General features: G+C 70.9%; 22 protein-coding genes. 12 read left to right on the top strand and 10 right to left on the bottom strand.

Annotation, left to right across the window (positions count from 1 at the left end):
* The gene (locus ABZX02_RS28565) at positions 1-333 is read right to left on the bottom strand and encodes a DUF3140 domain-containing protein (protein WP_355302461.1); all 333 of its coding nucleotides are present in this window, start codon (positions 331-333) and stop codon (positions 1-3) included.
* Between the two features lie 52 nt (positions 334-385).
* On the opposite strand from ABZX02_RS28565, the gene ABZX02_RS28560 reads away from it, so the two are divergent.
* A complete protein-coding gene (locus tag ABZX02_RS28560; protein WP_355302459.1) occupies positions 386-607 on the top strand; it encodes a DUF2945 domain-containing protein in 222 nt (73 codons plus the stop codon).
* A 380-nt stretch (positions 608-987) separates the two neighbouring features.
* Here ABZX02_RS28560 and ABZX02_RS28555 read toward each other — a convergent pair whose 3' ends face one another.
* Positions 988-1,473 carry a hypothetical protein gene (locus ABZX02_RS28555; RefSeq protein ID WP_355302457.1) on the bottom strand — a complete coding sequence of 162 codons (486 nt, stop codon included), beginning with the start codon at positions 1,471-1,473 and terminating at the stop codon, positions 988-990.
* A gap of 224 nt (positions 1,474-1,697) precedes the next feature.
* Here ABZX02_RS28555 and ABZX02_RS28550 point away from each other — a divergent pair, with 224 nt between their 5' ends.
* From ABZX02_RS28550 to wrbA, 6 genes are all read left to right on the top strand, one after another.
* Positions 1,698-2,429: a lysophospholipid acyltransferase family protein gene (locus ABZX02_RS28550; protein WP_355302456.1), complete on the top strand. Its 732-nt coding sequence runs from the start codon at positions 1,698-1,700 to the stop codon at positions 2,427-2,429.
* A gap of 21 nt (positions 2,430-2,450) precedes the next feature.
* Positions 2,451-2,963, top strand: a complete 513-nt coding sequence (locus ABZX02_RS28545; RefSeq protein WP_355302454.1) for a polyadenylate-specific 3'-exoribonuclease AS — start codon at positions 2,451-2,453, stop codon at positions 2,961-2,963.
* Between the two features lie 76 nt (positions 2,964-3,039).
* Positions 3,040-4,068, top strand: a complete 1,029-nt coding sequence (locus tag ABZX02_RS28540; RefSeq protein ID WP_285646390.1) for a 6-phosphofructokinase — start codon at positions 3,040-3,042, stop codon at positions 4,066-4,068.
* A gap of 170 nt (positions 4,069-4,238) precedes the next feature.
* Entirely contained in the window at positions 4,239-4,595 is a 357-nt protein-coding gene (locus ABZX02_RS28535; RefSeq protein WP_355302452.1) for a putative quinol monooxygenase, read from the top strand.
* A gap of 3 nt (positions 4,596-4,598) precedes the next feature.
* Positions 4,599-6,401 (top strand): FAD-dependent monooxygenase, encoded by a 1,803-nt coding sequence (locus ABZX02_RS28530; protein WP_355302451.1) that lies wholly within the window; start codon positions 4,599-4,601, stop codon positions 6,399-6,401.
* 13 nt (positions 6,402-6,414) lie between these two features.
* A complete protein-coding gene (gene wrbA / locus ABZX02_RS28525; RefSeq protein ID WP_355302449.1) occupies positions 6,415-7,017 on the top strand; it encodes an NAD(P)H:quinone oxidoreductase in 603 nt (200 codons plus the stop codon).
* A gap of 50 nt (positions 7,018-7,067) precedes the next feature.
* On the opposite strand, the gene ABZX02_RS28520 is transcribed toward wrbA, so the two are convergent.
* From ABZX02_RS28520 to ABZX02_RS28505, 4 genes are all read right to left on the bottom strand, one after another.
* On the bottom strand, positions 7,068-7,424 hold the full coding sequence (locus ABZX02_RS28520; protein ID WP_355302447.1) for a nuclear transport factor 2 family protein: 357 nt from the start codon (positions 7,422-7,424) through the stop codon (positions 7,068-7,070).
* Positions 7,421-7,867: a cupin domain-containing protein gene (locus ABZX02_RS28515; protein ID WP_355302445.1), complete on the bottom strand. Its 447-nt coding sequence runs from the start codon at positions 7,865-7,867 to the stop codon at positions 7,421-7,423. The genes ABZX02_RS28520 and ABZX02_RS28515 overlap by 4 nt, the downstream gene beginning before the upstream one ends.
* Positions 7,839-9,344: an NAD(P)/FAD-dependent oxidoreductase gene (locus tag ABZX02_RS28510; RefSeq protein ID WP_355302443.1), complete on the bottom strand. Its 1,506-nt coding sequence runs from the start codon at positions 9,342-9,344 to the stop codon at positions 7,839-7,841. The genes ABZX02_RS28515 and ABZX02_RS28510 overlap by 29 nt, the downstream gene beginning before the upstream one ends.
* A gap of 77 nt (positions 9,345-9,421) precedes the next feature.
* A complete protein-coding gene (locus tag ABZX02_RS28505) occupies positions 9,422-10,204 on the bottom strand; it encodes an IclR family transcriptional regulator (protein ID WP_355302441.1) in 783 nt (260 codons plus the stop codon).
* Between the two features lie 39 nt (positions 10,205-10,243).
* Between ABZX02_RS28505 and ABZX02_RS28500 the strand changes: the two genes are divergently transcribed.
* Genes ABZX02_RS28500 through ABZX02_RS28485 form a run of 4 tightly spaced genes read left to right on the top strand, consistent with a single transcriptional unit; the run spans position 10,244 to position 13,372 of the window.
* Positions 10,244-11,014, top strand: coding sequence for an SDR family oxidoreductase (locus tag ABZX02_RS28500; protein WP_355302440.1), 771 nt, complete (start codon positions 10,244-10,246; stop codon positions 11,012-11,014).
* A 14-nt stretch (positions 11,015-11,028) separates the two neighbouring features.
* A complete protein-coding gene (locus ABZX02_RS28495; protein ID WP_355302438.1) occupies positions 11,029-11,559 on the top strand; it encodes a cupin domain-containing protein in 531 nt (176 codons plus the stop codon).
* Positions 11,556-12,440: an alpha/beta fold hydrolase gene (locus ABZX02_RS28490; protein WP_355302436.1), complete on the top strand. Its 885-nt coding sequence runs from the start codon at positions 11,556-11,558 to the stop codon at positions 12,438-12,440. Before ABZX02_RS28495 ends, ABZX02_RS28490 begins: the two co-directional genes overlap by 4 nt.
* Positions 12,440-13,372, top strand: coding sequence for a 2,3-dihydroxyphenylpropionate 1,2-dioxygenase (locus ABZX02_RS28485; protein ID WP_355302435.1), 933 nt, complete (start codon positions 12,440-12,442; stop codon positions 13,370-13,372). Before ABZX02_RS28490 ends, ABZX02_RS28485 begins: the two co-directional genes overlap by 1 nt.
* 3 nt (positions 13,373-13,375) lie before the next feature.
* Here the strand turns inward: ABZX02_RS28485 and dmpG are convergent, their stop codons facing one another.
* The 3 genes from dmpG to ABZX02_RS28470 are packed head-to-tail and all read right to left on the bottom strand — an operon-like array spanning position 13,376 to position 16,064.
* Positions 13,376-14,374 (bottom strand): 4-hydroxy-2-oxovalerate aldolase, encoded by a 999-nt coding sequence (dmpG, locus tag ABZX02_RS28480; RefSeq protein WP_355302433.1) that lies wholly within the window; start codon positions 14,372-14,374, stop codon positions 13,376-13,378.
* The gene (locus ABZX02_RS28475; protein ID WP_355302431.1) at positions 14,371-15,288 is read right to left on the bottom strand and encodes an acetaldehyde dehydrogenase (acetylating); all 918 of its coding nucleotides are present in this window, start codon (positions 15,286-15,288) and stop codon (positions 14,371-14,373) included. The genes dmpG and ABZX02_RS28475 overlap by 4 nt, the downstream gene beginning before the upstream one ends.
* Positions 15,285-16,064: a fumarylacetoacetate hydrolase family protein gene (locus ABZX02_RS28470; RefSeq protein ID WP_355302429.1), complete on the bottom strand. Its 780-nt coding sequence runs from the start codon at positions 16,062-16,064 to the stop codon at positions 15,285-15,287. The genes ABZX02_RS28475 and ABZX02_RS28470 overlap by 4 nt, the downstream gene beginning before the upstream one ends.
* Positions 16,065-16,144: 80 nt before the next feature.
* On the opposite strand from ABZX02_RS28470, the gene ABZX02_RS28465 reads away from it, so the two are divergent.
* Positions 16,145-16,909, top strand: a complete 765-nt coding sequence (locus ABZX02_RS28465; protein WP_355302427.1) for an IclR family transcriptional regulator — start codon at positions 16,145-16,147, stop codon at positions 16,907-16,909.
* 286 nt (positions 16,910-17,195) lie between these two features.
* Here ABZX02_RS28465 and ABZX02_RS28460 read toward each other — a convergent pair whose 3' ends face one another.
* Positions 17,196-18,203: a DUF2891 domain-containing protein gene (locus tag ABZX02_RS28460; protein ID WP_355302425.1), complete on the bottom strand. Its 1,008-nt coding sequence runs from the start codon at positions 18,201-18,203 to the stop codon at positions 17,196-17,198.
* Between the last annotated feature and the right edge of the window lie 159 nt (positions 18,204-18,362).

The raw sequence follows: 18,362 nt of genomic DNA, 5'->3' as shown, positions 1-18,362 counted from the left end.
CTACTGCTTCAGGGGGTCGTGCCCCCAGTTCATGAGGGAGTAGCGCCAGCGGCTGTCTTCGACCTCACCGCCGGGCCGTTGCGCGAGGTGCCGGTGCACGTAGCCGACGACCTTGCGCATGTGCTCGAAGTCGGCCTCGGTCAGGTCGTCGCGCTTCTTGCGCAGCAGCGACACGATGCGGCGCCCGGACGCGTGCCCGGTCGACTCGCCGGACGACTTGTCGCCGACCTCCTTGGACTCGTCGGAGTCGAGCCACTTCTCCAATGTCGCCGCGGTCATGTTGACCGAGGAGCCGAAGTCCTTCCGGGTCTGTTCCCGCTCGTCGTCGCGCACGGTTCGTCCTCCCGCTCGGGTTGGTTCGTCCGAGTGGGGTACCCGCGTGGACATGACGAAGCATCCGTTGAAGCCCGGTGACGAGGTCGAGTGGTCGAGCCACGGTTCGACGACGCACGGGAAGGTCAAGGAGGAGATCACCACGGAGAAGAAGGCCGCGGGCCGCAAGGTCAAGGCCTCGAAGGAGGAGCCGCAGTACCGCGTCGAGAGCGCGAAGAGCGGGCGGGACGCCGTCCACAAGCCGGAGGCGCTGAAGAAGCGGTCGTCCGGCTGAGCCCTCCTCGTGAGGGCCTTTGCAACAGGTCTTTTGCGGACGAAGTCCAAAGAGTGGTTGCAAGGGTGCAGGTCAGCGAAACCGATATATCGGTTTTGGGGAGTGTCGCGGCGGGCGTGTCGGGGTTGTTCACCCGCCGCGAACACCCTGCTTGGAGCGGCCGGCCGCGCGGGCCGGACCCGGAGGAGCTAGCGGCCGAGCAGGCGCAGGATGCGCGGACGGCGGCGCTTGGCCACGTCCTTCTTGCCGAGGGTCGCCATGGCACGGGCCATCATCAGGTGCTGCATCTGGTCCATGCCGCACACGGTAGGCATGACCGAATCGTTATCTGAAGGTTTGAGTGGCCGTTATCACGCCGTTACCCGCCGGCGCGTGACGTGTCACACCTGGGCGCCGTCGTCCCAGCCCGAGTCCGGTGGCGGGGTGTTGCGCATGCGCAGGATCAGCCAGCCGACGCCCGCGCACAGCGCCACCAGTGACAACGGCGTGCCGATGCGCGACTGCAGGCCGAAGATGCCCGGCGCGACCAGCAGCAGGATGCCCAGCACGAACAGGCCGAGCGCGGCGAGGGTCGACGCGCGCAGCACCGGGAACGGCGGCGGCTCCGGCGGCACGTAATGGTCCTCGTCGGCCGGATCTCGGCGTTCCGGCTCGTCGTCGGGGTCGAAGTCGGCCACGGCCGTGCGCTGCTCGGGCTCGCCGTGCCCGGTGTCCGCCGCGGCCAGGGCCGGGTCCGAGTCCGCGTTCGCCTCGTCGAGGTCGAGCCAGTCCTTGCCGACCCCGTCCCGTTCGAGACCCGCGACGATCTCGGCAAAGAGCTCGTCGACGTTCTCCGGTCCGTCGGTCGAGTCGCGCCGGGCGTTCATCCAGAGCCTCTCCACAAAAGCAGCAACCCTCTGACCCCTCATCGTTGCACGGGCGGGATGTGTTGCGGGTTACGGCAGTCGGCCCAGTGGTGGCCGTGAGGAATGGCCTGCGCCACGTGCCCGTGACGCGCAAACCTGGGACTCGTTGTGTGAGGTGCGGTCGGCTCCGTAGGCTGATTGTCGGGATCAAGGTTCGCGGGGTCTTAAGGGAGGCGCTTCCCAAGGTGCTGTACTGGTTGATGAAGCACGTCCTCCTGGGGCCGATTCTGCGGCTGTTCTTCCAGCCGAAGATCATCGAGGGCGCCGAGAACATCCCGAAGGACGGCGGCGCCATCCTGGCGAGCAACCACCTCGCCGTCTCCGACTCGTTCTTCCTGCCGCTGATGCTGTCGCGGCGGGTCACCTTCCCGGCGAAGATCGAGTACTTCACCGGCACGGGCATCAAGGGCCGGCTGCAGAAGTGGTTCTTCTCCGGCGTCGGCCAGGTGCCGATCGACCGGTCCAGCGCGTCCGCCGCGCAGGGGGCGCTCGACACCGGTGTGCGGATCGTGCGCGAGGGCAAGCTGCTCGGCATCTACCCCGAGGGCACGCGCTCGCCCGACGCCCGCCTCTACAAGGGCAAGGTCGGCGTCGCGTGGATCGCGCTGGAGTCCGGCGCGCCGGTCATCCCCGTGGCGATGTTCGGCACGGACAAGGCGAACCCCATCGGCTCGAAGATGTGGAAGCCGTACCCGATCCGCATCAAGATCGGGAAGCCGCTCGACTTCTCCCGCTACGAGGGCCTGTCGGGTGACAGGTTCGTGCTGCGGTCCATCACCGACGAGATCATGTACGCGTTGATGGAGCTGTCCGGCCAGGAGTACGTCGACGTCTACGCGGCCAAGGCCAAGGAGACCGCCGACGTGCCGCAGCAGGGCAAGAAGGACGACCGGGTGCCCGAGAAGAAGGCGAGCTGAGCGCACCCCTAGGGTGTCGCGGTGCGGTTTTTCTACGACTGTGAGTTCATCGAGGACGGGCTGACGATCGACCTGGTGTCGATCGGTGTGGTCGACGAGGAAGGCCGCGAGTTCTACGCCGTGTCCACCGAGTTCGACCCCGATCGCGCGGGGCCGTGGGTGCGGCAGAACGTCCTCAACCAGCTGCCCTCGCCCGCCGACAAGGCGTGGCGCAGTCGTGAGCGGATCCGCGAGGACCTGCTCGACTTCCTCGGCGCCCGCACCGCCGCGCGCGACGAGGTCGAGCTGTGGGCGTGGTTCGCCGCGTACGACCACGTGGCGCTCGCGCAGCTGTGGGGCGCGATGCCGGCGTTGCCGCGCGCGCTGCCCCGGTTCACGCGTGACCTGCGGCAACGCTGGGACGACGTCGGCCGCCCGAAGCTGCCGGCCCCTCCGGCGGACGCGCACGACGCCCTCGCCGACGCCCGGCACAACCTCGCGCGGTGGAAGGTCATCGAGGAACAGCGCAGGAAATTCGGCTTTCCTGTCCGGTAGATGAGACCCCACGTTGCTGCACCGATACAGCTCGTGAAAGTCTGCGTGACACAGAACACGAGAGATGGGGAAGCAGATGCGCATCGGTGTGCTCACTGGCGGTGGTGACTGCCCCGGTCTGAACGCCGTGATCCGGGCCGTGGTCCGCAAGGGCATCAAGGCACACGGCTGGGAGATCGTCGGGTTCCGCAACGGGTGGCAGGGCCCGATCGAGAACCTCACCAAGGAGATCGGCCTCGCGGACGTCGAGGAGATCCTCACCCGCGGTGGCACCATCCTGGGCTCGTCGCGCACGAACCCCTACAAGGTCGAGGGCGGTGTCGACCGCATCCGCGAGACCATCGCGGCGAACAACATCGACGCCATCATCGCGATCGGCGGCGAGGACACCCTCGGTGTCGCCAAGCGCCTGACCGACGACGGCATCGGCGTCGTCGGTGTGCCGAAGACGATCGACAACGACCTCGGCGCCACGGACTACACGTTCGGCTTCGACACCGCGGTCCACATCGCGACCGAGGCCATCGACCGCCTGCGCACCACGGCCGAGTCGCACCACCGTGCGCTCGTCGTCGAGGTCATGGGCCGGCACGCGGGCTGGATCGCGCTGCACTCGGGTCTCGCGGGTGGCGCGAACGTCATCCTCGTCCCGGAGCGCCCGTTCAGCGTCGAGAAGGTCGTCGAGTGGGTCGAGCGCCGCTTCGAGAGCGAGTTCGCGCCGATCATCGTCGTCGCCGAGGGCGCGATCCCCGAGGGCGGCGCCGAGGTGCTGCACTCCGGTGAGCGCGACGCCTTCGGTCACGTCCGCCTCGGCGGCGTCGGCCAGTGGCTCGCGGAGGAGATCGCGGACCGCACCGGCAAGGAGTCCCGCGCGGCCGTCCTCGGCCACATCCAGCGCGGTGGCACGCCGACCGCCTACGACCGCGTCCTCGCGACCCGCTTCGGCCTGCACGCCGTCGACGCCGTCGCCGCCGGCGACTTCGGCACGATGGTCGCGCTGCGGGGCACCGACATCGTCCGGGTGAAGCTGTCCGAGGCGACGGCCGAGCTCAAGACGGTCCCGGCCGAGCGCTACGAAGAGGCAGAGGTCTTCTTCGGCGCCTGATCGCCACCTGGGGCCTGACCAGGCCTGACACCATTGCAAAAGACGTTTGCGGTCGTCCGCAAACGTCTTTTGCATTACCGGGTCCCGCTCGCTGGGACTCGCGCTGTGACCGGGCTCCCACCGGCTGCCAAGGTGAATTCACCACCTGTTGAGCAGTCAAGGGAGACGTGATGAGCGACGTGCGAGTCGTGCTGCCCGAGCCGGACGCCGACGAGACCGGCCCGTACACCCACCTGGGCTTCGCAACGGCCAGGCCGGGGCGCGAGGACGAGGTCGAGGCGCTGATCCTCGGACTGGTCGAGCCGCTGCGCGCCGAAGAGGGCTCGATCGAGTTCCACGTCCACCGCGACCGCGCCGACCGGGCGCAGTTCGTGATCTACGAGATGTTCCGGTCGAAGCAGGACCTCGAGAAGCACCTCGCGCAGCCGTACGTCCAGGAGTTCGTCCGGGCGGTCCAGCCCCTGGTCGCGGGTCCGCTGGTCCAGCAGTTCCTGCGCATGTCGAGCCCCCTCCCGGCGGGGGAGTAGGCGATGGGCCTGCTGATCATCGCGGTCGTCACGCTGCTGGTGCTCGTCACCCGCAGGCTCTGGGGCCGGTTCACCGGCAACCCCCTCCCGCAGGTCACCGCCCGCCCCGGCAGCGGACTGCTCACCCGCCTCGGCAAGGCCAAGCACCGGCCCGCCGTCCGGCCCCCGAAACCGCACGGCCCCCGCCCGGCCGAGCTCACCCGCTACGACACCGACGTGCTGGTCGTCGGCGCCGGGCCGAGCGGGCTCATGACGGCCGCGCTCCTGGTCCGCCAAGGCGTGAAGGTGTGCGTGATCGACGCGAACGCGGGACCGGCGACCGAGTCGAGGGCGTTCGCGGTCCAGGCGCGCACCGTCGAGCTGTTCCGCGGCATCGGGCTCGCCGACGAGCTGCTGAAGCGCGGCATCGTCACCACCGGGATCCGCTTCCACATCAAGGGCCGGCACGTCGGCGGCCTCGACTTCGACCGCGCCAGGGCCGCCACCACGCCGTACCAGTTCATCCTGATGGCACCGCAGTCCGAGGTGGAGGAACTGCTGCTGCAGGACCTCGCCCGCCACGGCGTCGCGGTCCGGCGGGGCACGCGGCTCACCCAGCTCCACCAGACCGGGAACGCCGTCACCGCGACCCTGACCGACCGGACCGTCACGGCGCGGTACGTCGTCGGCGCGGACGGCGCGCACAGCACCGTCCGGCAGCAGCTCGGCCTGAGCTTCGACGGCGACAAGTACGGCCAGCGCTACCTCCTCGCCGACTGCAGGGTCGAGTGGCCGCTCGACCACGCGCACTTCCGCGTGTTCATGAACGGCACCCGCATCGGCCTGTTCCTGCCGCTGAAGGGCGCCGAGAACTCCCGCGTCATGGTCACCGACTTCGGCGACCCCGAGGCGCCGTTCGACCTCGCGGTCCTCCAGGACGAGCTGCGCGAGGCCATGCGCCTGCCCGTCACGCTCAGCGCGCCGACCTGGACCAGCCGCTACCGCGTCCACCTCCGCGGCGTCGACTCCTACCGCCGGGGCCGGGGGTTCGTCGTCGGCGACGCCGCGCACATCCACTCGCCGGCGGGCGGCCAGGGCATGAACACCGGCCTGCACGACGCGGCCAACCTCGCGTGGAAGCTCGCCGCCGTGATCCACGGCGCCGACCCGGACCTCCTCGACACCTACGACGCCGAACGTCATCCGGCGGGCGTGCGGCTGCTGAAGTTCACCGACCGGCTCTACCGCGTGGCGGCGGGCCTGCACGGCTGGCGCGCGTGGCTGCGCGACACCGCGGGCCCGTTCCTGATCGGACGGATGTCGGCGGCGCCGATCCCGCACCGCAAGTCGTTCCACCGCCTGTCCCAGCTGAGCCTGGGCTACCGGCCGAGCGGGATCAACGTCAACGAGCTGCTCTACTCGCTCCAGGGTCCGCTCGCGGGCCAGCGCGCTCCCGACGCCCGGATCAACTCCCGCGAGCAGGTGTTCGACCTCCTGCGGGACTACCGGCTGCACGTGCTCGCGTTGTCCCGCAGGCACCTCACGACCGCGGAGATCACCGAGACCACCCGCGCGCTGCACGCGCTCGGCGTCGAGGCCCACCTCGTCGCGAGGGTCGAGGCCCGTCAGGACGACCGCGTGCACCAGGCCGACTCGGCGCAGGTGTTCGAGCACTACGGCCTCACCGAACCGGACTCGCAGGCCCTCTACGTCGTCCGCCCCGACGGCCACGTGGCGTGGCGGTGCGACGAGCTCGACTTCGAGGCCTGCCGCGCGTTCCTCACGACCTTCCTCAGCCCGGCCGACGACACCGTCCAAGCAGCCTGAAAGGCGGATCAGAGTGACCAAGGTTCTCGTGCTCTACCACAGCATCCACGGCCACATCGAAACCATGGCGACCGCGGTCGCCGAGGGAGCGGGCACCGTGCCGGGGGCGACCGTCGCGCTCAAACGCGTGCCGGAAACCATTGCGCCGGAAGCGTTCGAGGCGATGGGCGGCAAGACCGGCCAGCCCGCGCCCGTCGCCGATCCCGGAGAGCTCGCCGAGTACGACGCGATCCTCTTCGGCACGGGAACGCGGTTCGGCAACATGTCCGGGCAGATGCGGACGTTCCTCGACCAGACCGGACCGCTCTGGTACACCGGCGCACTCGTCGGCAAGGTCGGGTCGGTGTTCGTGTCGAGCGCGACCCAGCACGGCGGCCAGGAGTCGACCGCGCTGACGTTCCACGCCACGTTGCTGCACCACGGCATGGTGGTCGTCGGCCTGCCCTACACCGAGCAACGGCAGATGGGCTTCGACGAGGTGAAGGGCGGCAGCCCGTACGGCGCCTCCACCATTACCGGCAACAAGGGCGAACGCCTGCCCAGCGAACAGGAGCTCGGCATGGCCCGGTTCCAGGGCGAGCACGTCACGAGGATCGCGGCCAGGCTCGCGACATAGGTGAAGGGCCCGGGAGAGATCCCGGGCCCTTCCGCATCCCCCGTCGTGGTCTACAGAGCGGGCGAGATGTCCATGTGCACGCGGTAGTCGACGATCTCCTCGCCGGACAGCCAGATCACCGTCACGCACGGCAGCGCGAGCTGCTTGCCGTCCGGCGCCTCGGTCTCGATGGTGAACCGGCAGAACAACTGGTCGCCCACCTCGGCCACCTGGTCGACCACGTGCCGCACCCACGGCAGCGCGCCGGCCGCACCGGCCGTGGCCGCCACGACCGCGTCACGCCCGATCAACGGCTCGTTGTTGCCGAACACGTACGTGGCGTCGGCGGCGAACCAGGCGCCGAACGCCTCGGCGTCACCGGAGTCCACCGCGGCGCACATCCGCCGCACCATGTCGACGCGGTTCATGGCTTCTTCTGCAGCGAAAGACCGTGCTGCACCATGATCTCCGCGACCAGCTTCATGTCGCGCGGACCCGGCGGCAGCTCCGACAACGCCTGGTAGTAGTTCTCGAGCCCCGGCGGCGACACGACGGCCACCACGCGCGTCTCCTCGTCGAACGGGTTGTGGAACATGTGCGGCACCCCGCGCGGCATCAGCAGCGAATCCCCTTGCGCCAGCACGTGTTCCTCGCCGTCCAGCTCGACCACGACCCGGCCCTGCACGCACGTGAACAGCTCGTCCTCGCGGGAGTGGATGTGCGTGGGCGGCCCGCCGAGGTTCGGCGGCACGACGTACTCGAACAGCGAGTAGGCGCCCTTGGTGTCCGCTCCGGTCAGCCGCGTGTAGATGCCGAGGCCGATCGCGCCGACGTTCGTGCCCTCACCGCTGCGGTAGACGTGATGCTTCACGGGGGTTTCCATGGTCTCCTACCTCGATTCGACTGAGACGTGCGAGCAGTTGGGGCGTCACCTTGCGGTACGCCGAGGGCGCGACCGGGTTGAGCCAGTGCGACGCGCGGGTGAGCTTCCCGATCTGCAGCCCCAGGTCCGCGAGCACCTCGTCGGCGTTCTTGAGCGAGAACGGGATGATCTTCGTGCCGCGGCAGTGGTGGGAGTTGGTGGCACCGTCCATGAACGCGAGCTGCGCGGTCACGTCCGCCTGACGGGTCGCGGCGTCCGGCAGCGAGAGCGCTCCCGCGAGGTCGGCCGCGATCCACAGCGCCGCCATCTCCGCGTTGAGCGGGCTGAAGAACGACGAGTTGTAGCCGTTGAAGTACAGGCCGGGCACGTCGATCGGCTGGATCTGCCGGTACAGCGCGAAGTTGCCGCGCTCGTCGAACAGCCGCGCCTGCACGTCGTCCGGTAGGAACGGCACGCCCTGGGTGAACCCGGTGGCGCACACGACGAGGTCCGCGGGCAGCACCGTGCCGTCGGACAGTTCGGCGCCACCGGCCTTCAGCCGCGCGATCGTCCGGTCGCGGTGCACGCGGATCTCACCGGACTCGACGCCCTCGAAGAACCCTTCGGTGGCCAGGCCGATGGCGCCCTTGACGATGTCCTCCATCTGCCCGGACGGCACCAGGTCGTGCTTCGCGAGCCCGAACTGCTTCACCGACACCGAGCCGAGCGAGTTGAGCATCGAGCGCCGCACGCCGTCCGCCGGGCCGTGCAGGACCTTCTCGAACCCGCGCAGGAACCGGTAGCGGAACAGCGCCTCGCCCATGCGGGTCAGCAGCAGCATCTTGAAGTTCACGACGCCCGCGATCTTGCGCGGCACCTTCCACAGCAGCTGCCGGGCGATGATGTCGGTGCTCGCGGCGACCCCGCTGATCGGCACCGTCACGTCGCACGCCGACTTGCCGTACCCGACGACGAGCGCGTGCTTGCCGCGCGCCTCCTCGACGTCGAGGAACTCGGTGCCCGCGAGCACCCACCCGCCGGCCGCCTCGAACTCGTCCCGGCCGGGGAAGTCCGGCACGAGCGGTTCGCAGAACACGCCGTTGGCGACGACCACGCGGTCGTAGCGGTACGACGAGCCGGTGTGCGTGGTCAGCTCCCACCCGCCGTCGACCGGCACCACGGACGTCACGGTCGTCTCCAGCCGCAGGCACGCGTCGACCCCGAAGTGCCACGTGTAGGCCTCCAGGTACGCCTGCACCTGCGCGCCGGTCGGCCACTCCGGCAGGTCCTTCGGCATCGGGAAGTCCGAGAACGAGTACTGGGCCTTCGGGCTCTGCGTGGTGAGGCCGGGGTAGCGCCGGGTGCGGCTCCACACGCCGCCGACGTCCGGTGTCCGGTCGAAGACCTCGACCTCGTGGCCTGCCTGCAGCAACACCTTCGCGGTGGTCAGGCCGGCCACCCCGGCGCCGATGATCGCGACTCGCATCCTGGGCCTCCTCGCTGAGGATGTGACGGTCCACACTGTGGAGCGCGCCGGAGTCGCCGACCAACCAGGAGTCCCGGCTAGTGGGACTCCCAGCGCCGCGTCGAGTAGGCGCGGGTGGCCGCCGCGGCCGCCATCCGAACCGCCGGGCCGATCCGGTCCGGGCGCACCGCCGCGCTCGGCCCGGTCACCGACAAGGCCGCGGCAACCCCGCCACCAGCGCTGAAGATGGGTGCGGCGATGCAGCTGATGCCGACGATGCCCTCCTCGCGGTCGTAGGCCCAGCCCCGGTCGGGGATCGCGGCCAGCTCGCGGCGCAGCGTGGTCGGGCTGGTGATCGTGCGCGGAGTGCGGCGCTCCAGGCCGGCGGCGATCACGGCGTCCACAGTGGACGGCTCGGAGTAGGCGAGCATGGCGCGGCCCAGACCCGAGCAGTGCGCCGGGATCACGCCACCGACCTGGTCGAGCATCGGCATCGGCCGGTGCCCGGTGATCTTGTCGACGACCAGCACGCGGGTGCCGTCGAGGACACCGAGCTGCACCGTGACGCGGGCGGCGGCGTAGAGGTCCTGGAGGAACGGCAGCACGGCTTCGCGCAGCTCGTGGCGCACGGGCACGAGGCCGGAGAGCTTGAACAGGCCGGTGCTGATCCGGTAGCGGTCGCCCGGTTTGTCGAGCCAGCCCAGCTCGATCATCCGTCCCGCCGTGCGGTGCACCGTGGAGCGCGGGAGCCCGGACCTGCGCACCAGTTCGGCGAGGCCGAGCTCGCGGTGCGTCACGTCGAACGCGTCCAGGATCGCCGCCGCGCGTTCGAGTGAACCGCTCGGCTCGCCTGCCTGCGAGTCCCGGTGACTGGGACTCATCCTTGGTCAACCATTCGCACACGGCGACTGTAGGAGCTCATGGACGCAAACACCACGCGGGTCGCGCTCGTCGGCGGCGGCGCCGGCGGAATCGGGGCGGCGACGGCCGCGGCGCTCGTCGGGAGCGGGCACCGCGTCGTGCTGGCCGGACGCACCGAGGCGACGCTGAAGGAGACCGCCGCCGCGTTCGACGCCGACCACGTCGTGTGCGACCTCGCCGACCCGGCCGAGGCCGCCGCGGTCGTCGGCGACGTCACCGGGCGGTTCGGCTCGCTCGACGTGCTGGTCGTGAACGCGGGCGGGCCGTCGCCGGGCGAGCTCTTCGACGTGACGGACGCCCAGTGGCACCGCGACCTCGATCTGCTGCTGCTGGGGCCGCTCGCACTGCTGCGGGAGGCGTTGCCGGCCATGGCCCGGCGGGGCTTCGGCCGGGTCGTCGCGATCACGTCGACCGCCGTGCGGCAGCCGCAACCCGGGCTGGCGTCGTCGACGGTGCTGCGCGCCGCCGTGACGTCGGCGATGAAGCTCGCGTCGCGGCGGTTCGCGGCGGACGGCGTCACGGTCAACTGCGTGGCGCCGGGCGCGACGCTGACCCCGCGCCGCAGGGAGGTCCTGGCGCGCAGGGCGGAGGCGGCCGGCGTGGACTTCGACACCGCCGCCGCCCGGGACATGGCCGACATCCCCGCCCTGCGCGCGGCGGACCCGGCCGAGATCGCCGCCGCAGTAGCGTTTTTGGCTTCACCGCAGGCTTCGTACGTCAACGGCACCGTGCTGACCGTCGACGGCGGCCGCACCGAGTTCTCCGTCTGAAAGGGACTACCGCGTTGGCCACCTCAGGACCCGACTTCGCCATGACCGACTTCCTCGGGGCGCTCACGCACGCGGTCCGGCCCGACGGCGCGCGGCCGCTGGTCGTGCACGACGACGAGCTGGAGACGATCCCCGCGCGCGCGGTGCCGAACCCGACGACGCTGCGGATCGCGGGGAAGCTGCCGACGTCGACGTTCGAGCTGTTCCGCCAGGTGATCCCGGCGGGCGAGAGCTCGGACATGCAGCGGCACTACCACGAGACCGTGCACTTCGTGATCTCCGGCGAGGGGCACAGCGAGATCCAGCTCGCCGACGCCGAGGTGTACGAGACCGTCACGTGGACGACCGGCTCGTTCGTCTACACGCCGCCGTGGACCTGGCACCGCCACTACAACGACTCGTCCGAGCACCCGGTCGAGTTCCTGACGATCGAGAACTCCCGGCTGCTGGCCCTCTTCGGGCTCGCCCGCAGGCAGAGCGCCGGCCTCGCGACCTTCGACGAGGCCCGCGCCCGTTTCGACAACCCATCTGGGGAGGATCAGTGATTCCCGAGCACGTCAGCATCTGGGGCGAACTGTCGCACGTGGACCACCAGGTGCGGCACGTCGACGTCCCGGTGCGCGGCCACACCGTCCGGACCAGGGTCCTGCAGGCCGGCTCCGGACCGGAACTCGTGCTGCTGCACGGCACCGGCGGCCACCTGGAGGCCTACGCGCGCGACATCGCGGGGCTGGCGGAGGACTTCCACGTCACCGCGTACGACATGATCGGCCACGGCTGGTCGGACCTGCCCGACCTCCCGTACACGATCGACGTGCTGTCCGAGCACCTCGTGGGACTGCTGGACGCGCTGGGCGTCGAGAAGGCGCACCTGTCCGGTGAGTCGCTCGGCGGCTGGGTGGTCGCGTGGGTCGCCGCGCACTTCCCCGGCCGCGTCGACCGGCTCGTGCTGAACACGCCGGGCAACATCGCGAACAAGCCCGAGGTCATGCAACGCATGCGGGACTCCACGATGGCCGCGGTGACCGACCCTAGCGAGGAGACCGTGCGGCGGCGGGTGGAGTTCCTGTTCCACCACAAGGAGATGGTCACCGACGAGCTGGTGAACCTGCGCCGCCAGGTGTACTCGCGGCCGGGGTTCGTGCAGGCGATCACCAACACGCTCGTGCTGCAGGACCCCGTGGTGCGCAAGGACTTCGCGTGGGACCCGGCGTGGGTCGGGAAGGTCGCGGCGCCGACGTTGCTGCTGTGGACCAGCCACGACCCGACCGGCGGCCTCGACGAGGCCGACATGCTGCTCGGCTGGCTGCCGGACGCGCGGCTGCACGTCATCGACGACGCCGGCCACTGGCCGCAGTGGGAGAAGGTCTCCGAGTTCCTCGACGCGCACCGGACCTGGTTGCTGCACGGAAAGGACCCGTCCTGATGGCCGAGATCATCGGATTCGCGGGCATGTCGCACAGCCCGTTCGCGACGCTGCTGCCGCCGGACGGCGCCGGTCCCGGCGCGGTGTTCCTGCGTGACGCGGACCGCGTGCGCCGGACCGTCGAGCGCCTGGAACCGGACGCGATCGTCGTCATCGGGCCGGACCACTTCCACGCCAACTTCTACGACGTGATGCCGCCGTTCGTGCTCGGCGTCGAGGAGGCGGTGGGGTTCGGCGACTTCGGCAGCAGCTCCGGACCGCTGCCGGTCGAGCGGACGCTGGCCTGGTCGGCGCACGGCGGCCTCGCGGACGCGGGGTTCGACGTGTCGCTGTCGTACTCGCTGACCGTCGACCACGGCATCGTGCAGAGCTACGAGATGATCACCGGCGGGACGACGCTCCCGCTGGTGCCGCTGGTGGTGAACACGGCGGCGCCGCCGCTGCCGTCGCTCGACCGGTGCGTGGAGATGGGGCGGGCGCTGGGAGCCGCGCTGCGGTCGTCGGAGTTCCCCGGACGGGTGCTCGTGGTCGCGTCCGGCGGGCTGTCGCACTGGCTGCCGTCCAACGACCCGCGTGATCCCTCGGTGGTGGGGGAGCGGCGCGAGTCGCTGATCCGGGGCCGCGCCTACGCGAAGGAGTTCGCCGCCGCGCGCGAGCCCCGGGTGCGGGCGATGGGCGGCAACCCGGAGGCGCGCGTGAACGCCTCGTGGGACGAGTGGTTCCTCGACCGGCTGGTGGCGGGGTCGGCCGGGGAGGTCGCCGCGCTCGGGCACGAGGCCCTGGAGGACCACGCCGGCAGCGGCGGGCACGAGATCCGCTGCTGGCTGATCGGGCAGGTCGCCGTCGGCCTGCCGCTCGTGTGGACGAGCTACGAGCCCGTGCCGGAGTGGATCACCGGCATGGGCATCGGAACCACTTTCCCCGTCGGGTGACTGCTAGCGCGTGAGGTCCAGGGCGATGTCGGTGAGCATGTCCTCCTGACCGCCCACCAGGCGCCGGCGTCCCGCCTCCAGCAGGAGAGCGCGGACGTCGGCGCCCGTGCGTTGGGCGGCCGTGTCGGCGTGGCGCAGGAACGAACCGTAGACGCCCGCGTAGCCGAGGGTGAGGCTCTCGCGGTCGACACGCACGGGCCGGTCCATGAGCGGCCGCACCAGGTCGTCGGCGGCGTCCTGGAGGCCGAACAGGTCGGCGCCGTGCTGCCAGCCCTGGAGGTTCGCGACGGCGACGAACGGCTCGATGGGGCAGTTGCCCGCCCCGGCGCCGAGCCCCGCCAGCGACGCGTCGACCCGGAGCGCACCCTCCTCAACAGCGGCGATGGAGTTCGCCACCGCCAGTGAGAGGTTCTCATGGGCGTGAATGCCTATTTCGGTTCGCTCGTCGAGGACGTCCTTGTAGGCACGGATGCGGTCGCGGACGTCGTTCGGCAGCAGCCGGCCGCCGGAGTCCGTGACGTAGACGCAGTGCGCGCCGTAGGACTCCATCAGCTTCGCCTGCCGTGCGAGCTCTTGTGGTTCCGCGAGGTGGCTCATCATCAGGAACCCGGACACGTCCATGCCGAGCGCACGCGCGCCGGCGATGTGTTGGGCCGAGATGTCGGCCTCGGTGCAATGCGTGGCGATGCGGACCGACTGCACGCCAAGGCCGTGAGCGCGCTTCAGGTCGTGCAGCGTGCCGATGCCCGGCAGCAGCAACGTCGTGAGCTTGGCCTGCGTGAGGCCTTCGGCGGCCGCCTCGATCCACTCCCAGTCGGTGTGGCTGCCGGGTCCGTAGACGAGCGAGCCGCCGCTGAGGCCGTCACCGTGCGAGACCTCGACGGCGTCGACCCCGGCCTGGTCGAGCGCCCTGGCGATCTCGGTGACCTTCGTCGGGTCGATGCGGTGCCGCAGGGCGTGCATGCCGTCCCTGAGGGTCACGTCCTGGAGGTAGAGCTTCATGCGCGCGCGACCGCCTTCGCCATCGTCTCCGCGACCCGCACCGCGGCGCTGGTCATGATGTCGAGGTTGCCCGCGTAGGCGGGCAGGTGGTCGGCCGCGCCCTCGACCTCCAGCAGCACGGTGACCTGGTGCGTCACCGGTTCCTCGGTGAGCGTGCCCGGCTGGTCCACCGAGTCGATCTGGACCTGCTGCTTGAGCCGGTAGCCCGGCACGTACGCGGCGACCTGCGCGACCACGTGCTCGACGGACTCGCGAATCCGTTGCCGCGTCTGCGAATCCGGCGCGTGGACGAGCGCGAACACCGTGTCGCGCATGGTGATCGGCGGGTCGGCCGGGTTGAGCACGATGACGGCCTTGCCCCTGCCCGCCCCGCCCACGTCCGCGATGGCCCGCGAGGTCGTCTCGGTGAACTCGTCGATGTTCGCCCGCGTGCCGGGACCGGCGCTGCGCGAGGAGATCGACGCGACGATCTCCGCGTACGGCACCGGGGTGACCGCGGTGATCGCTGCGACGACCGGGATCGTGGCCTGGCCGCCGCAGGTGACCATGTTGACGTTGGGCGCGTTCAGGTGCTCGTCGAGGTTGACCGTCGGCACCACCATCGGCCCGATCGCCGCGGGGGTGAGGTCGATGACCTTCTTGCCGTGCGCCGCGAGGACCTCGGCGTGCTTCGCGTGCGCGCCGGCCGACGTGGCGTCGAAGACGATCTCGACGTCCGCGAACCCCGGCATGGCGACGAGCCCGTCGATGCCGTCCGCGATCGTGTGGACGCCGAGCTTCCGCGCCTTGGCGAGGCCGTCCGACTCGGGGTCGATACCGACGAGCGCCGCCACCTCGAGCGCGGCGGACCGCTTGAGCACCTTGATGACGAGGTCGGTGCCGATGTTGCCCGATCCGATGACCGCGACCTTCACGACTCCTCCTTCCCGAACGACGCCCGCACCGTCCCGAGGCCGGTGAACGTCGCTTCGACCACGTCGCCCGCCTGCACGGGGACGACGGGACCCAGCGCGCCGCTGAGCACGACGTCCCCGGCCCGCAACGGGGCGCCCAGCCCGGCCGCGGTGGTGGCGAGCCAGGCGAGGGCGGTCAGCGGGTCACCCATGCAGTCCACGCCGGCGCCGGCCGACCGCTCCACGCCGTTGACGGTGAGCACCACCGCCACCTCCTTGGGCGTGACCTCCGCGAGCGTCTTCGCGTCGGCGCCGAGCACGTAGAGCCCCGCCGAGGCGTTGTCCGCGACGGTGTCGGCGAACGTGATGTCCCAGCCCGCGATGCGGCTGTCCACGATCTCCAGCGACGCGTGCACCCGTCCGACCGCCGCCGCGACCGCCGCCTCGTCGAACGGCCCCTCGACGAGGTCGGCCTCCAGCACGAACGCCACCTCGGCCTCGGCGCGCGGCTGCAACAACCGGTGCGTGGGCAGCACGTCGCCGTCCGCGAACGCCATGTCGTCGAGCAGCACCCCGAAGTCCGGCTGGTCCACCCCGAGCTGCTGGCGCACCGCCGTGGAGGTGAGCCCGATCTTGCGCCCGACCGGCCGGGCACCGTCCGCGACGCGGGCGGCGATGGTGTGCTGCTGGACCGCGTAGGCCTCGGCCTCGCCGATGAGATCGCGGACAGGCGCACACGCGACCTTCTCGCGCGCCGCCGTCGCGAGGCGCTCCGCTGCAGTTCGGACTTCGCTCATGCCGCCCATCGTGGCGGTGCCCCGGCCTCACCGGTGACTCCGGAGTTCCGCTGACCGGAACTCGGTGGCACGATCGAGTGATGACCGAGGTGCCGAACACCCTGCTGGGCAAGGTGATGTCGGTGCTGAACGCCTTCGGAGCCGACGACGACGAACTCGGCTTCGCGGAACTGGGCCGCCGCACGGCCCTGCCGAAGGCGACGCTGCACCGCCTCCTGGGCGACCTGGCCGAGGCCCGCCTGCTCGACCGCGGCACGCGCGGCTACCGCCTGGGCGGCCATCTGTTCCAGCTGGGCATGCGCGCCTCGGTGGAACGCCGCCTGGTCGAGGTGTCCACGCCGTACCTCGAGGACCTCTACGAACGCACCCACGAGACCGTCCACCTGGGCATCCTGGAGGGCCACGAGGTCGTCTACGCGGCCAAGATCGGCGGCCACCGCCAGGCGTCCTCGCCGTCCCGCCTGGGCGGCCGCATGCCGCTGCACGCGACGGCGATCGGCAAGGCCCTCCTCGCGCACGCCGTGCCGTCGGTGCGGACCTCGGTGCTGTCCGCGCCCCTGACCCGGCGGACTCCGCGCACCGTCGTCACGCCCGGCATGCTCCGCCGCCAACTCGCGACGATCCGGCAGACGGGCGTGGCGTACGAGTTCGAGGAGTCCCGCGTCGGGCTCGCGTGCGTGGCGTCGCCGGTGCTCGGGCACGAGGGGGAGGTGGTGGCGGCGGTCAGCGTCGCCGGCCCGGTCACCCGGTTCGACCCGCGGGCGCACGCGACGTCGGTGCACGCGGCGGCGACGGGCATCGCACTGACCCTGATCCGCCGCGCGACGCTGTCGTCGGGCGGGTGAGTCCGGCCTTCCGACACGGCCGTCACCGCCGCGCGACGTTGTAGTCGGGCGCGTGAGTCCGGCCTTCCGACTCGCCCGGCACCGCCACGTCTGCCTTGCTGTCGGACGCTGAGTCCGGTCGTCAGACCCACCCGCCACCGCCGCGCGTCCCTGTCGTCCGGCGGCTGGGTCCACCCTTCAACCCATTCGCGCCATTTCTCAGCAGCAGTGACCTGACCTGCCCGAACACCTTTGCAACGAGTGTTTTCCGTCGTCCGCAAACGTATTTTGCATCCGGCGGACGGGGTCAGAACGCCTTCACGTCGAGGTACGCGCCGAACGTCCCGAGCCAGTGGTCGGCCATGTACCCGTGCCCACCGAACACGTACGTCCACCCGGCCTCCCGGTGCGCCACCGACGCCGTCCGGGCGAGCGCCGAGTACCGGTGCCCCTCCGGCAGGGCGTCCGCGATCGCCTCCCAGTTCCACGCGCGCGACAGCGCGAGCCCGGCCAGGTGCGAGCCGTAGGGGTCGCTGGGGTCGTCGACGGGGAACGGCTCGCGCAGCTCCCGCCACCGCTCCGACTCGAGCTCGGGCAGGTACGCGTCGAGCCACTCCGCGAACGCCGAAGCGGGCAGCGCGCGGCGCATCAGGTCGGCCGTCGTCAGGGCCGGCGACAGGAAGTCCGCGGCGTCCGGCTCGAAGCCGCCGTACCCGGCCTCGCCCCGGTGCCAGCGCAGCGCCGCCTCGGCGCACGCGGTGGCCAGTTCGGTGTCGCCGGTCGCGACGGCGGCGTCGAACACCAGGCCCGTCGCGAACGCCGTGTTGGTGTGCGTGCCGGTGCGCATCGGCAGGCGCGCCGCCGAGATCCACTCCAGCCAGCGGTCGCGCAGCACGTCCCCGATCGCCGCCACCGACCACGGCAGGTCCGAGGTGCGCAGCTCGGCGTCGAGCAGCAGCAGCCACGCCCAGCCGTACGGCCGCTCCCAGTGGCGGCCGGCCGGGGAGGCGAAGAACGCGGCCTCGGTGGCGCAGTTGTCGGGGGTGATGAGCTTGTCGAGGGCGTTGCGGGCCGTGTCCGCGCCCGCGAGAGAGGGGCGCAGCCGCAGCAGACGCACGGCGAGCCACGTCTGGTGCACGCACGAGTGCCAGTCGAACGACCCCGCGAACACGGGGTGCAGCACCCGTTGCGGCACGAGCCGGTGGTCGCCGTCGATGACGTGCGTCCAGTGCACCGGGTGGTCGCGTTGGATGTTGTCGACCGCGATGCCCAGCAGCCGGGTCGCGGTGCTGTCATCCAAACGGGTGGCGTTCATGGCCCACATCATGCAATGCGGCATCTCAATAGGGCAGAGGGCGATAGTTGACAAGTAACAGACTTCACTCTGCCGGAGGTAACAAGCGCTACGCCGGATGACGGCCCTGGGAGCGCTGACAGGCCCGGCCCGGTCTCTCAGTGTGGGACAACTAGGATG

Origin of the sequence: Lentzea sp. NPDC003310, from assembly GCF_040610935.1 — a bacterium.
Classification (GTDB): Bacteria; Actinomycetota; Actinomycetes; order Mycobacteriales; family Pseudonocardiaceae; genus Lentzea.
Note: the sequence above shows the minus strand (reverse complement) of the source record. Positions and strands in the feature narration are given on the sequence as shown.

Coding starts and splice junctions, on each gene's coding strand:
- ABZX02_RS28560 (WP_355302459.1), top strand. CDS start 386: ATGACGAAGCATCCGTTGAAGCCCGGTGACGAGGTCGAGTGGTCGAGC.
- ABZX02_RS28555 (WP_355302457.1), bottom strand. CDS start 1,473: ATGAACGCCCGGCGCGACTCGACCGACGGACCGGAGAACGTCGACGAG.
- ABZX02_RS28540 (WP_285646390.1), top strand. CDS start 3,040: ATGCGCATCGGTGTGCTCACTGGCGGTGGTGACTGCCCCGGTCTGAAC.
- ABZX02_RS28535 (WP_355302452.1), top strand. CDS start 4,239: ATGAGCGACGTGCGAGTCGTGCTGCCCGAGCCGGACGCCGACGAGACC.
- ABZX02_RS28530 (WP_355302451.1), top strand. CDS start 4,599: ATGGGCCTGCTGATCATCGCGGTCGTCACGCTGCTGGTGCTCGTCACC.
- ABZX02_RS28520 (WP_355302447.1), bottom strand. CDS start 7,424: ATGAACCGCGTCGACATGGTGCGGCGGATGTGCGCCGCGGTGGACTCC.
- ABZX02_RS28510 (WP_355302443.1), bottom strand. CDS start 9,344: ATGCGAGTCGCGATCATCGGCGCCGGGGTGGCCGGCCTGACCACCGCG.
- ABZX02_RS28505 (WP_355302441.1), bottom strand. CDS start 10,204: ATGAGTCCCAGTCACCGGGACTCGCAGGCAGGCGAGCCGAGCGGTTCA.
- ABZX02_RS28500 (WP_355302440.1), top strand. CDS start 10,244: ATGGACGCAAACACCACGCGGGTCGCGCTCGTCGGCGGCGGCGCCGGC.
- ABZX02_RS28485 (WP_355302435.1), top strand. CDS start 12,440: ATGGCCGAGATCATCGGATTCGCGGGCATGTCGCACAGCCCGTTCGCG.
- dmpG (WP_355302433.1), bottom strand. CDS start 14,374: ATGAAGCTCTACCTCCAGGACGTGACCCTCAGGGACGGCATGCACGCC.
- ABZX02_RS28470 (WP_355302429.1), bottom strand. CDS start 16,064: ATGAGCGAAGTCCGAACTGCAGCGGAGCGCCTCGCGACGGCGGCGCGC.
- ABZX02_RS28465 (WP_355302427.1), top strand. CDS start 16,145: ATGACCGAGGTGCCGAACACCCTGCTGGGCAAGGTGATGTCGGTGCTG.
- ABZX02_RS28460 (WP_355302425.1), bottom strand. CDS start 18,203: ATGAACGCCACCCGTTTGGATGACAGCACCGCGACCCGGCTGCTGGGC.